Origin of the sequence: Xanthomarina maritima (assembly GCF_008084905.1) — a bacterium.
Taxonomy (GTDB): domain Bacteria; phylum Bacteroidota; class Bacteroidia; order Flavobacteriales; family Flavobacteriaceae; genus Xanthomarina; species Xanthomarina maritima.
On the sequence record NZ_VSFC01000012.1, the window covers coordinates 1 to 13,737 of the forward strand.

The 13,737-nt window shown below is 28.8% G+C and carries 13 protein-coding genes and 1 other RNA gene; 7 read left to right on the forward strand and 7 right to left on the reverse strand.

The genetic code is table 11. The features are described from left to right. Positions 1 to 1,367 (reverse strand): PKD domain-containing protein (locus tag FVF61_RS14430; protein ID WP_148452542.1); only part of this gene is annotated, 1,367 nt, incomplete at its 3' end. 473 nt (positions 1,368 to 1,840) lie between these two features. On the opposite strand from FVF61_RS14430, the gene FVF61_RS01530 reads away from it, so the two are divergent. The 4 genes from FVF61_RS01530 to FVF61_RS01545 all read left to right on the forward strand — a co-directional run bounded on the left by FVF61_RS01530 (position 1,841) and on the right by FVF61_RS01545 (position 6,052). Then, complete coding sequence (locus FVF61_RS01530; protein ID WP_148452544.1) at positions 1,841 to 2,332, forward strand: SixA phosphatase family protein; 492 nt, start codon at positions 1,841 to 1,843, stop codon at positions 2,330 to 2,332. 119 nt (positions 2,333 to 2,451) lie between these two features. Beyond that, positions 2,452 to 4,518, forward strand: coding sequence for a polyphosphate kinase 1 (gene ppk1, locus FVF61_RS01535; protein ID WP_148452546.1), 2,067 nt, complete (start codon positions 2,452 to 2,454; stop codon positions 4,516 to 4,518). 2 nt (positions 4,519 to 4,520) lie between these two features. Next, positions 4,521 to 5,426 (forward strand): Ppx/GppA phosphatase family protein, encoded by a 906-nt coding sequence (locus tag FVF61_RS01540; protein ID WP_148452548.1) that lies wholly within the window; start codon positions 4,521 to 4,523, stop codon positions 5,424 to 5,426. Positions 5,427 to 5,524: 98 nt separating this feature from the next. Continuing rightward, entirely contained in the window at positions 5,525 to 6,052 is a 528-nt protein-coding gene (locus FVF61_RS01545) for a porin family protein (RefSeq protein WP_148452550.1), read from the forward strand. 54 nt (positions 6,053 to 6,106) lie between these two features. Here FVF61_RS01545 and miaE read toward each other — a convergent pair whose 3' ends face one another. From miaE to dnaX, 3 genes are read right to left on the reverse strand one after another with little or no spacing between them, the layout of a single operon-like run. Next, a complete protein-coding gene (gene miaE / locus FVF61_RS01550; protein WP_148453147.1) occupies positions 6,107 to 6,688 on the reverse strand; it encodes a tRNA-(ms[2]io[6]A)-hydroxylase in 582 nt (193 codons plus the stop codon). A 1-nt stretch (position 6,689) separates the two neighbouring features. Further along, positions 6,690 to 7,235, reverse strand: a complete 546-nt coding sequence (locus tag FVF61_RS01555) for a hypothetical protein (RefSeq protein WP_148452552.1) — start codon at positions 7,233 to 7,235, stop codon at positions 6,690 to 6,692. Positions 7,236 to 7,262: 27 nt separating this feature from the next. Beyond that, a complete protein-coding gene (dnaX, locus tag FVF61_RS01560; RefSeq protein ID WP_148452554.1) occupies positions 7,263 to 9,011 on the reverse strand; it encodes a DNA polymerase III subunit gamma/tau in 1,749 nt (582 codons plus the stop codon). An 87-nt stretch (positions 9,012 to 9,098) separates the two neighbouring features. On the opposite strand from dnaX, the gene rnpB reads away from it, so the two are divergent. Both rnpB and FVF61_RS01570 read left to right on the forward strand, forming a co-directional pair. After that, positions 9,099 to 9,404, forward strand: an RNA gene (gene rnpB, locus FVF61_RS01565) — RNase P RNA component class A. Between the two features lie 11 nt (positions 9,405 to 9,415). After that, positions 9,416 to 10,018 (forward strand): hypothetical protein, encoded by a 603-nt coding sequence (locus FVF61_RS01570; protein WP_148452556.1) that lies wholly within the window; start codon positions 9,416 to 9,418, stop codon positions 10,016 to 10,018. A gap of 4 nt (positions 10,019 to 10,022) precedes the next feature. Here the strand turns inward: FVF61_RS01570 and rsmD are convergent, their stop codons facing one another. Genes rsmD through FVF61_RS01585 form a run of 3 tightly spaced genes read right to left on the reverse strand, consistent with a single transcriptional unit; the run spans position 10,023 to position 12,104 of the window. Next, positions 10,023 to 10,565 (reverse strand): 16S rRNA (guanine(966)-N(2))-methyltransferase RsmD, encoded by a 543-nt coding sequence (gene rsmD, locus FVF61_RS01575; RefSeq protein WP_148452558.1) that lies wholly within the window; start codon positions 10,563 to 10,565, stop codon positions 10,023 to 10,025. Then, positions 10,565 to 11,407, reverse strand: a complete 843-nt coding sequence (locus FVF61_RS01580) for a DUF3822 family protein (RefSeq protein WP_233586641.1) — start codon at positions 11,405 to 11,407, stop codon at positions 10,565 to 10,567. The genes rsmD and FVF61_RS01580 overlap by 1 nt, the downstream gene beginning before the upstream one ends. After that, entirely contained in the window at positions 11,370 to 12,104 is a 735-nt protein-coding gene (locus FVF61_RS01585; protein ID WP_233586644.1) for a hypothetical protein, read from the reverse strand. Before FVF61_RS01585 ends, FVF61_RS01580 begins: the two co-directional genes overlap by 38 nt. A gap of 123 nt (positions 12,105 to 12,227) precedes the next feature. On the opposite strand from FVF61_RS01585, the gene FVF61_RS01590 reads away from it, so the two are divergent. Further along, positions 12,228 to 13,652 carry an ATP-dependent DNA helicase gene (locus tag FVF61_RS01590; protein ID WP_148452560.1) on the forward strand — a complete coding sequence of 475 codons (1,425 nt, stop codon included), beginning with the start codon at positions 12,228 to 12,230 and terminating at the stop codon, positions 13,650 to 13,652. The last annotated feature ends 85 nt before the right edge of the window (positions 13,653 to 13,737 follow it).

Sequence of the window (13,737 nt, forward strand, 5' to 3'; positions counted from 1 at the left end):
AATACTGGGTTAATAGTATCTTGAATTGTTATAATTTGAGTTGCAGAAGCAGATAAATTACAATTATCAGTTATTGTAAATGTTCTTGTCACAGTTATTGGACAAGATCCAGAAGAACTATCTTGATAAGTTATTGTTGCTACATTATCTTCAGTAAAAGTACCACCTTCAGCAGTAAATTGTAATTCAGAAATTGTAATAAGAGATTCAGAATAAGGTAAAGAAGTTACATTTCCATTAATGACATCTTCAGAGTCACATCCTTCAACTAGAATTGCATTTGGTGCATTAATAATTGGAACAGTACTATCTCCTGTAATTATAGTTTCAGTTTCACTAATAGTACAATTATTTTCATCTGTTACTGTAACAGTATAGGTTCCAGCTGGTAAATTATTAAATTGACCACCATTCTGAGTGTATCCAGAAGGTTGCGGATTAATACTATATGTATAATTACCAAAACCACCAGTAGTTCCACTAGCAGTAATAGAACCTGATGTTCCACCACTACAAGGAACATTTGTAGTATTTAATGTTAAACCAGATAAAATTGGATAAACTGTTACAGGATATGATTGATTATCAATTACTCCATTGTTATCAGTAACAGTTAAAGTTACTGTATAAGTTCCAGGACTTGAGTATGTATGTGATGGATTTTGTTGATTAGAAGTTGGACTTCCATCTCCAAAATTCCATACATAGTTATAAGGGTTGTTAATATCGCCTCCAGTTGTTAAATCAGTAAAATTAATTTGGTAAGAATTACAAACTAAAGCAGATTCAAAATTTGCAATTAAAGGTGCATTAACAATAAATCCATCGGCATTAAAATAACATTTAGAAGGGTTTGTGCTACATGGTCTGCCAGCATTTGATTGCCATGCCATGTAAAAGTTTTTTAACTGAATTTGATCTCCACAATTCCATGTAATGCTTTGAACTTGTAGGTTTTGACCAACAGGAATTGCTTGTCCATTATATAAACATTCATTTACATGATAAGCAAAAGCACCATTTATGAACACATCATAATCAATATATAGACTATATCTGTTTGCACTAGTGTTTGCAGAAAATAATGCAAAAATATATGCTGATTGAGGTACTCCTGGAGTACAATTATTATCTAATGGATTTCCATTGATATCTGCTAAATAGAAATTACTTAATGTAAAGTCGTTTGCAGAACAGGAATCAGCAGCTAATATTGCGTTTGTTGATTCTGTAATACTGCTATCATCAGTAATTAATTTAGTGGCACTTTCTTTAGTAAGAATTTGTCCTGAAGCATAACTATTGATAAATAGAAATATAATCAAAAGTATATTATGCAAACTTATTTTATGAGTAATTGTCTTCATAAGAATGTAGATTTGAATTTACAGCAAAACTTATTTTTAAATTATGATTAATTATAAAAACTGTTAAATAAAAATATTTTCAAAAATTGGTTGAGGGAAGTACACTGAAATATCAGCGTATAATGGATTAAGTAAAATTTTTAGATTTGGGATCATTTTTAATTAATAGCTTACGTAACAAATTAATAGCGATTAATTAACCCAATCAAAAAAAAATGTTAAATAACTTAAAAAGTCGATAAGATGAGACATGTTTACACTTAATCGATAAAACTTAATTATTAAACGACAGCGTTTAATTTAATCATACATATATTTAAGTTATTTGGTCATTAATTTGTTTAATTTCTTATATGTTAAATAATATTTGATATTTTTATAATAGCTTACCTTAATTTTAAAGTAGCCAAAGTAAGTCATATGACCGACATATGCAACACTTTATCGAAGAAATATGTATTTAATCGTAAAACATGAAAAAATTAATTCTTGTAAGACATGCTAAATCTTCTTGGAAAGAAAATTTAAATGATCATGATAGAGGCTTAGAAACTAGAGGTTTTATTGATGCTGAGTTAGTTTCATTGAAATTTAAAGAGTTGAATATAACTCCAGATTTGGTGCTTTCTAGTACTGCGAAAAGGGCTAAAAAAACGGCTGAAATATTTATTAAAAATTTGAATTTTGATCAAATTAATTTCAATTTAAATGAAAAGCTTTACGATTTTTCAGGAGAAAGTCTTGTTAAAACATTAAAACATGTTCAAAATGATGCCAATACATTAATGCTTTTTGGTCATAATCATGCATTAACTTATTTTGTTAATACCTTTGGAGACACATACATAGACAATGTTCCTACAAGTGGTTTAGTAATCATAGATTTTCAAATTGATTCATGGAAATATATTATAAAAGGACAAACGGTTAAAATAATATTTCCAAGAGATTTAAGAATAAAGTAACTATTAGATTTTATAAGTTTATTATCTAAAAATTGATAAAATTTAAAGATTAAGTATGTCTTGTTTCTACCTGAAAATTAATTCTAATAGAATATATTTGTAGTAATAAATTTGATTTCATGACTAAAGCAGTAAAGCTTCATAATAATTACATAAATCGAGAGATAAGCTGGTTGCAATTTAACGCAAGAGTACTTCAAGAAGCTGCCGATAAAAATGTTCCATTAATAGAAAGATTAAGATTTCTAGGAATTTTTTCAAACAACTTAGATGAGTTTTTTAAAGTTAGATATGCAACAGTTAAAAGAATTGTAGAAGCTGGAAAAGGAGCTAAAAGTGAATTAGGAGGAATTAAAGCTAAAGAACTTTTAGAAGAAATTACTCAAATTGTTATAGAACAACAAAGCGAAAGTTTAGAGATTTTAAGTAAAATAGAAAAACAGCTTGAAAAGGAAAACATATTTATTATTAATGAAACTGGCATAGACGAATCTCAACACCAATTTATAAAACAATACTTTATCCAAAAAGTTAGTCCAGCATTAGTGACTATCATTCTAAGTAATCAAGTAGAGTTGCCAAATTTAAAAGATAGTGCATCCTATTTAGCAGTGAAAATGGTTTTAAATAATACTAACCATCATCAATTTGCTTTAATTGAAATATCTAAATCTATGGATAGGTTTGTGGTTTTACCAGAAAAAGATGGTATAAGCTACATAATTATGTTAGACGATTTATTACGCTATTGTTTACATGATATCTTCAATATTTTTAATTATGATTCCATTTCAGCTCATATGATTAAGATTACAAGAGATGGTGAGCTGGATTTTGAGAGTGATTTAAGTAAAAGTTTTATTGAAAAAATTTCAGATAGTGTAAAACACAGACAAATAGGAGAACCCGTTAGATTTGTTTACGATAAAACCATAGACAATGAAACATTAACTTATTTAATGTCTAAAATGGGAATCGATTCTCACGATAGTATTATTCCAGGTGGAAGATATCATAATCGTAGAGATTATATGGGTTTTCCAAGTCTTGGACGAACAGACTTGCTATATGATAAAATAGATCCTTTACCAGTTAAAGGATTAAGTTTAGAAGATAGTATTTTTGATAGCGTGTCAAAAAAAGATTATTTACAATATGTACCTTATCATACATTTTCTTATGTTGTAAAATTTCTTCGAGAAGCTGCATTAGATCCTAAAGTAAGAACCATTAAAATTACTATTTATAGACTTGCCGAAATTTCGCATGTAGCAAGTTCTTTAATTAATGCTGCTAAAAACGGTAAAAAAGTAACGGTTTCTATTGAAATTCAAGCACGTTTTGACGAACAAGCAAATATAGATTATGCCGAACAAATGGAAAATGAAGGTATTAATCTTATTTTTGGTGTTCAAGGCTTAAAAGTGCATAGTAAAATGTGTGTGATTGAACGAGAAGAAAACCATAAATTAAAACGCTATGGCTTTATAAGCACTGGTAATTTCAATGAATCTACTGCTAAAATTTACACAGATTTCACTCTGTTTACTTCAGATCAAAAGATATTAAAGGATATCAATAAAGTCTTTAATTTTTTTGAGATTAATTATAAAATATACAGATATAAACATATTATTACATCACCTCATTATACTCAAGTTGCATTTTTTAAATTAATAGACAATGAAATTCAAAATGTTAAAGCAGGAAATCCAGCTTATATAAGATTAAAAATGAATAGCTTATCTAGTTTTAAAATGGTAGATAAACTTTATGAAGCTAGCAGAGCAGGAGTAAAAATACAATTAATTGTTAGAGGAATATGCTGTCTGATTCCTGGAATTAAAGGAATGAGTGAAAATATTGAAGTCATAAGTATTGTAGATAAATTCTTAGAACATACAAGATTGTATATTTTCTGTAATAATAACAATCCTAAAGTCTATATTTCTTCAGCAGATTTCATGACAAGAAATATAGAAAATAGAGTAGAAGTAAGCTGTCCTATTTATTGTGAAGACATAAAGAAGGAATTAATAGATACGTTTGATATTTCTTGGAGCGATAATGTAAAAGCTAGAATACTTAATGAAGCTCAAAAAAATGAATATAGAAAAAGTGGTAAAATTAAAATCAGATCTCAATTTGCTACTTATAATTACTATTTAAATAAATTAAAAAACTAAGTATGCTCTTAATAAAAAAATATGCTGCTATAGATATTGGATCAAATGCCGTTAGATTACTGATAGCAAATATTATTGAAGAAAAAGGAAAAGAAACTCGCTTTAAAAAAAGTTCATTAGTTCGAGTGCCAATTCGTTTGGGTGCAGATGTGTTTTTAGAGCAGCATATTTCAGATTTTAATAGAGATAGAATGCTGGATACTATGCAAGCATTCAAATTATTAATGAAAACACATAAGGTTGTTAAATATAAAGCTTGCGCAACTTCAGCCATGCGAGAAGCAGTAAATGGTAAAGAAATCTCGGAATTAATATATAAGAAAACAAAAATTAGAATAGACATTATTGAAGGTGAAGAAGAAGCAGCTATTATTGCAGCTACAGACTTACAATCTTATATAGATAAAAACAAAACTTATCTATATGTAGATGTTGGTGGAGGAAGCACAGAATTTACTGTAATTAATAATGGAAAATCAGTTACTTCAAAATCTTTTAAAATAGGAACAGTAAGATTATTAAACGACATAGTTAAAAAAGAAACTTGGCAAGAACTAGAAGTATGGATTAAACAAAACACTAGCTCTTATGAAAAAATAGATGTTATAGGTTCTGGAGGAAACATAAATAAAATATTCAAAATTTCTGGTAAACCTATGGGTAAACCTTTAACTTATTTCTACTTAACGTCTTATTATAATACTTTACAATCTTATTCATACGAAGAAAGAATTACAGAATTAGATTTAAATCAGGATAGAGCAGATGTTATTATTCCTGCAACCAGAATTTACTTATCCTCAATGAAATGGAGTGGTGCAAAAGACATTTATGTTCCAAAGATTGGATTGTCTGATGGTATAATAAAAAGCATCTATTACGATACGGTTTCTAGCAATACACAGTAAAAATTATACATTTAATCTTTAATATATATCTCTTTTCAGTAAATCATATATATTAGCTCCATTAGAAACCCGAAACTACTTTATTAAATTATTAGATTATGAAAAATACAATTTTACTGTTAGCTTTTATAATTTTCTCAACCTATTCATTCTCACAAAATGGAATGTATGGAGTTAGAGCTGGTTTAAATATTTCAAATTTAGATTTTGAACCAGATGCTACATTTGCCAATACGCATCGAAATGGTTTTGCCATTGGATTCTTTGGAGAGTATGATTTATCAAAAGAAATTGGTATTGCTCCAGAGATTCAATTTTCTGCCGAAGGTGCTAAAGAAAAAGATTTACGAATAGATTATATTCAAATACCAGTTCTATTTAAGTTTAGATTTGGAGACAGATTCTCAATAGGTGTTGGACCCATGGCTGGTGTAAAAGTTTGGGAATATGAAGATGGATTTAGCAATTTCGCTTTCTCAATGGTTGGAGGCTTAGAATTTTTTATAACAAACGATATTTTTATCGATGCTAGATACCATTACGGTTTTACAGATGTGCTAGATAACCAGGCTGAATCTGAAGCTAAAAATAGCAACTTTCAATTTGGAGTTGGTGTAAAAATCTAAAAGAAAATTAAACATAAAAAACTCCGATATTTTTAATATCGGAGTTTTTTATGTTTATCCATGAATAGTTTCCTTTTTTCCTAAATATTTCATAATATCAGCTTCAAAATCAAGCAGGTCTTGCCATTTTTTATCTACTTCTTTTCGGTCTCCATATTGTCTAGCAAAACCTAAAAACATGGTATAATGGTTGGCTTCACTAACCATAAGTTTTCTATAGAATTCTGCTAGTTCTTTGTCTTCTAATTCTTCAGACAGTAGTCTAAAACGTTCACAACTTCTAGCTTCAATTAAAGCAGCATAAAGTAATCTGTGTACAAGTTGGGTGGTTCTGCTGCCACCTTTTGGAAAAAATGTTATTAATTTTAAAACATAGTCGTCTTTTCTATCTCGACCTAAAGTCCAACCGTTATCTAAAATGCGATCGTGAACCATTTTAAAATGACTAATTTCTTCTTTAACCAAAGCAATCATTTCTTGAACAAGCTCTGTATATTCTGGAAAACCAACGATTAATGAAATGGCAGTACTCGCTGCTTTTTGTTCACAATAAGCATGATCTGTTAAAATATCTTCAATATTTTTTTCAACTATGTTAACCCATCTTGGATCTGTTGGTAGTTTTAAGCCTAGCATTTTAACTTTGTTCTTCAATTAAATAAGTTTGTTGTTTTCCATTTTGGTTAACAGACATTCTATATAATTTAAATGTTTTATCTAATGGATTTACAAAAGACATTTCTAAATTTATTTCTTCAACAGTTGATATTTCTTGATTAACCCAAACCTGTTCTAAGGTAGCATTATCCCAAAAAATGTCATTTGTAGTTGCAAAATCTTTGGCGCTTATTTTTGTAGTAAGTATGTTTTTGTTATTTTTTTTAATACTTATTTCAGATTCAAAAACACGATGATATTTGGTATGATTATCAGTTTTTGTTAAAAGAATAGTCTCATCTTCTAACGAATAGTTTTTAATATGAACTTTTACTTTATTAGAAATAAGTGTATCAGTAGTAACCTCAGTATATTCAATTGGATAGAAAGAAATTGTTTCTACTTTTGGTTGGTTTTTATTGTATTCAGAAATAGCTTCTTGCAGTAAATCATTTTGATTTTTTCTACTATCGCAACTAACAAAAACAATACTAATTAAAACTAGGAAATAAATAAGTTTTCTCATATTGTACTAAGGTTTTTTCTCTATAAACTAAATATCTAATCCAAAGGTTTTCTTTAATAACTCGATATTAGGGTTTTTCTCTTTAAGTTTTAAATATTTTTCTAAAGGAGTAAAAGCATATTGTTTCTCCATCTCTTCATTAATTTCAATAGACAAATGAATGTCATAGTTATTTAAAGATTTTTTTAAAAACATCATCAACTCATATTGCTGACGTTCAACTTCTACTTTGTTAGTTGCATTAGGAAATTCTAAATGAATGGTTGTTCCTTCAACTTTTGGTGTATCTATGGATAAAATAGAAGCTAAATTAAATTGCCCACTTTCTTCTAATTGTTTTATGAAAATATTCCAATAGTATAAAAATTCTTCTTCAGTAAATAAATCTTTAGGTAAATTTTCCTCATCAATAACAACTTCCATTTGCTTTATTTGATGCTCTTTTTTTGCTTTAATACTTTTTAGAGATAAGCCAGAGGTAGCTGTTTTACCTGAGTTTAAAGTTATTTTTGGACTTTCAATTTTCTTAGGTTCTGGTACTTCTACATTAGGTTTATTTATTACCTGAGTTTGGTTTGCTATAGTATTGTAAGTGTCTTGATTTGTTTCTTCTGCAACTGATTGTATTTTGTCAGGTACGCCTACTATAACTGGAGTTATTCCTTTTTTAATAAAGTAACTTGCAGGAATTATGAAATTTTTGCTATTTTTTTTTTCTCCATCAAAAGTGATAGAGGCAAGCTGCATAAGGCATAATTCAACAAGTAAGCGTTGATTTTTGCTGGATTTATATTTTAGATCACAATCATTTGCCTGTTCAATGCCTTGTAATAAAAAGGGTTGTGATGTTTTTTTAGATTGGATGAGATATTTTTCTTTAGTTTCTTCTCCAACTTCAAGTAAATCTATAGTTTCAGAATTTTTGCAGACTAATAAATCTCTAAAATGAGAGGCCAATCCAGCAATATAATGATGACCATCGAAACCTTTAGCTAAAATACTATTGAATTGAATTAATAAACTAGGAATGTTGTTTTCAAGAATATAATCTGTACTTGTAAAATAAGTTTCGTAATCAAGAACGTTTAAATTCTCAGTAACAGCTTGTCTGGTTAAGTTTTTTCCTGAAAAACTAACCACACGATCAAAAATAGAAAGAGCATCACGCATGGCTCCATCTGCTTTTTGCGCTATAATATGAAGCGCATCATCTTCTGCTTGGATACCTTGTTCTTCAGCAATATATTTTAAATAGTCTTTAGCATCTTTAACTGTAATGCGTTTGAAATCGAAAATCTGACAACGAGATAAGATGGTTGGAATTATCTTATGTTTTTCGGTTGTTGCAAGAATAAAAATGCAATGTTTTGGTGGTTCTTCTAATGTTTTTAAAAAGGCATTAAAAGCAGCTTGAGATAGCATATGTACCTCGTCAATAATATACACTTTGTATTTTCCTACTTGTGGAGGGATTCGAACCTGATCGGTTAATTCCCTAATTTGGTCCACACCATTATTTGAAGCAGCATCGAGTTCAAAAATATTAAATGCAAAATCTTCATCTTCTTTTTCGGTACCATCGCTATTTATCATTTTTGCCAAAATACGAGCACATGTTGTTTTACCAACACCACGAGGCCCTGTAAATAATAAGGCTTGAGCTAAATGATTGTTTTCAATAGCGTTTAATAAGGTGTTTGTAATAGCCTGCTGACCCACAACATCTTTAAATGTTTGAGGTCTGTATTTACGTGCAGATACTACAAAGTGTTCCATACAACAAAGTTAAAAATTCAATTCATATTTTAGAATTCTGGATTCAGTATTTAATAGTATTTATTAACAATTTGCGTACTTTTGCATAAAGCAGATCGCCTTATCGCTGTTCGTTTAGTCGAATAGAGGAAAGTCCGAACACCAAAGTGCAACATAGTGGTTAATGGCCACCAGTCGTGAGGCTAGGAAAAGTGCAACAGAAAGTATGTACAGGTAATGCTGTAGTGAAACCAGGTAAACTCTATGTGGTGCAATGTCATGTAAACCAATGCTTGAGAACTGCACGTTCGATGTTGGAGGGTAGGCAGCTAAAGTGTTCTGGTAACAGCACACTCAGATAAATGATAAGGACTCTTTTGAGTACAGAATTCGGCTTATAGATCTGCTTTTTTTATATTTATTAAATGAAATACTACTTACTTATCATATCTCTACTATTTTCAGTTATAGTTTGTTCTCAAGTAGAAGACAAAAAACCCTATATGTTTGATGAAAACGGAAAAGCTATTGGCGAAAAAGAGTTTTTTAGTAAATTAAAATCTGGAGTTTACTTCAAAAGAGCTGTAGTTAACGATACTGCTGTTTTAGCTAAATTATATGTCAGAAAATTTGAAGGTCAATTAGATACTGCATCATATTCAATCTTTATTAATCATTTTGAAAAAACAGTTAAAACTAAAATAGATACTACAAAGCCTTTAGTTGTTTATTTTTTTTATGAAAGCGATAAGCGCTTGGCAAAACACTATGCGAATACTGAAAGGTTGAAAGAACTTAATAATAGTGAAGTAGTTCAAACTTTTTATATGACAGAAAAAGGGTTTCATTTTAAGAACAGAAAGCATATTTTTTATGAAGATTCTTTAGATTTAGTAAAACAAACATTTATTAGTCCACATAATTGTTGTGGGAGTGCAGTTGTACTAAAACCAAATGGAGAGTATTATAAAGAGTTAGGAGAATTTAATTCTATTAAAATTACTGAAAAAGCCTTGTCTGATTGGTAAGTTTTTAAGAAGATATTTCAAAAAAGCTAAACATATTTCCTCCATAACTTTTAGCATAACTAAAATTTTCAATTTGAGATAAATCTGTATGTTTCGAATGTTCAACAATTAAAACACCCTTTTCTTCTAATAATTCATTTTTAAAGACAAGTTCTGGAATTTTAGAAAAATCTTCTAAAGAGAAATTATATGGTGGATCAGCAAAAATAATTGTCGCTTTTAGAGTTGTTTTTTCAAGGAATTTAAAGACATCACTTTTAACTGTTTGAATTGACATTTCAAAACTTCTAGCAGTTTCATTTATAAATTTAATACATCCATAATCTTGATCTACGCAAGTTATATTTGTGGTGCCTCTTGAAGCAAACTCATAACTGATATTACCTGTTCCGGCAAAAAGGTCAAGCACTGAAATATCGTCCAAATAAAACAGATTGTTTAATATATTGAATAGAGCTTCCTTAGCCATATCTGTTGTTGGACGAACAGGTAACTTTTTTGGTGCAGTAATTCGTCTGCCTTTAAATTGTCCGGAAACTATTCGCATTAAAAGCTTTGTGTTAGTACAAAATCTAAATAATTAGATTTTGGTTTCATAGTATAATTATAAGTATCTAATTTCGTTCCAAAGTTAATATGTCTAATATATTTATAAGCAATTGTATATAATTCAGATTCTTTATTGATATCTCCTAAAAAAATTAGATGAATCTTTTCTGGGTTTAATTTCAATTGTTCTGCAGTAAAGAGAATGTAATAAATAAAATCTTCTTTGCTAGAATACTCGAAGGTATTGTAAAGGATTAATTTTCCTTTGTCTGTAACAATAATTTCAAAATGTCCTTTGTTGACATTTACGTAGAGTTTTGCATCGTCAGCATGTTTTTCCAATTGCAGTATTTTTTCTATTAAAACAGTAGAAAAATGGCTGTAAGTAAAACTGCCAAACGTATCGTAAATAAAGTTATTAATATTTACATATGGAACATAAACATTAACACTGTCATTTATTTCAATAGAATCGAAAGCAATAAAATCTGATTTTAATATTTTAGAATTAAACTTTAAATAATCTGCTAATAAATCTTCATTAAATAATGCTTTAGGAACCATTGTAGAGATATCATTAACATAAATAACATGTATGGTCTCAAAATCTTGTTGTAGCTCTATTTCAGTATTGAAAAGATGTTTTAAAAAATCTAAAGCATCAAAAGGAGAGAGTTTTTTATCTTTTTCAAAATGCTTTAAAAAAGTAATGGTATTTGTTTCCTTGTTTAGAATACAAAAAGAAAGTCCATTCAAACTTATTTGAATGGACAACTCAATTTTGGTTTTTATTTTACGAGTTTTATTCGCTATCTCCATAAGTTTTTGGCCAATTTCCATTGGTTTTAACTTCGTCCATTGAACCTACTTTTAAAGCATCTCCATTAACACCATCAACAGAAACAACTTGGTTTTCTTGAGCTATTAAATCTTTATTTTGATCGTGTAAAATAACTGCTTTTTTAACGCTAGCTTCAAAAACTGGGATTTGTAAATCGTTTTGTTCTAATAAGCCTGCTTGCATTTCAAATTGTGCATCAGTATTAGGTACATTCATCATAGATTTATATCTGTCAGAATTTTTAAATAAAGAATCTTTTACAGAAACAAAACCTAAAGTATCAATAATAATACTGTCTTTTAAAGTTTCAACACCACCATAACGTTTTGTTAATTCTTTGTCAATAACTGTTGTATCTCTACGTTGTGTTATAGTAAATTTGGCAGTATCTAGAAACTTTTCTAGATTGTCGAAACTAGGAGCAAATTTACCAGTAACTTGTTGATGCGCTAATTGTGCATCTCTAATATCAACCAATTTTTCAATGACTTTAGCGTAGCGTTTATCCTTTACTTTATTAAATTGGATAGGTTCGTAAATAGACATAAATGTCTGGTATCCTAAAAAGAAAATTAAAACCCAAAGTACAATTGTTAAAACAGGCTTCATTTTAGAAGGAATAAATTTGTCAATTAGCCATACTAAACCAATTGTAACTAGTATTACAGCAACAGCTATAAGAATTATTTTAAACATAGTGTTTGTTATTAAATTTAATTAAGGTACAACGCAAATCTACAATTTTTTTTTAATCGTAAAAACCAAAGCACGTAAAAATCATTGCTATCTTTGATGAAATATTAAAATTTAACACCTTTCATGACTTCTTCGGAATTTTACTCTCTTATTAAACAGCAGTTTCCATTTAATCCAACTTCTAAACAAGAAATTGTATTATTACAATTGTCTGAATTTATTTTTAGTGATAAACCGAATGACTTATATTTATTAAAAGGTTATGCTGGTACAGGAAAAACAACAATTATTGGCACTATAGTTTCGAATTTATGGAAGGCAAAAAAGAGTGCTGTCTTAATGGCACCAACAGGTCGTGCAGCTAAAGTAATATCTAATTATTCAGGAAAAGAAGCATTTACAATTCATAAAAAAATATATTTTCCTAAAAAAGAAAAAAGTGGCAATGTAAAATTTGTTTTGCAACCTAATAAACATAAAAACACCATTTTTATAGTTGATGAAGCTTCAATGATTCCAGATGCTCCAAGCGAATCAAAATTATTTGAAAACGGATCCCTATTAGACGATTTAATGCAATACGTTTATTCTGGTCATAAATGTAAATTATTGCTAATTGGTGATACAGCTCAATTACCACCTGTAAAATTAGACTTAAGTCCTGCTTTAGATGACAATACTATAAGTTTAAATTACAACAAACATGTAACTAAAATGGAGCTTGACGAAGTTGTAAGACAAGAACAAGACTCTGGAATTTTAGAAAATGCCACTCAATTAAGAGAATCTTTGTCCAATGCTTTTTTTGACACCTTTAAATTTAATCTAAACGGTTATAAAGACATTGTTAGATTAGTAGATGGCCAAGAAATAATGGATGCAATAAATGATTCATACAGTCAATTAGGAAACGAAGAAACAGCCATTATAGTTAGAAGTAATAAACGAGCCAATTTGTATAACGAACAAATTAGAAATAGAATTTTATTTAATGAAAACGAATTAACTCCAGGAGATTATTTAATGGTAGTTAAGAATAATTATTTTTGGATTAAACCAACAACAGAAGCTGGTTTTATTGCAAATGGTGATATTATAGAAGTCCTAGAAATATTTAATATTATTGACCTTTACGGTTTTCGTTTTGCTGAAGTAAAAATTCGAATGGTAGATTATCCTAGAATGAGACCTTTTGAAACGGTATTACTGTTAGATACTATTACTGCCGAAACTCCTTCACTTACTTATGAAGACTCCAATAGGTTATATCAAGAAGTGATGAAAGATTACCAGAATGAAAGCAGTAATTATAAAAAGTTTCTAAGTGTTAAAAACAACAAATATTTTAATGCGTTACAGGTTAAATTTTCTTATGCTATCACTTGTCATAAATCTCAAGGAGGACAATGGAATACGGTATTTGTAGAACAACCATATTTACCAGATGGCATTACAAAAGACTATTTACGCTGGTTGTATACAGCTGTAACACGTGCCAAAGATAAATTGTATCTTATTGGTTTTAAAGACGATTTTTTTGAAGATTAAATAAATTCCCAAAATATCTTTTGCAGATTTACATATGGATAAAAAGTTTAAACCAAACTAACATTAAATTTCTTTTAAAAATCCT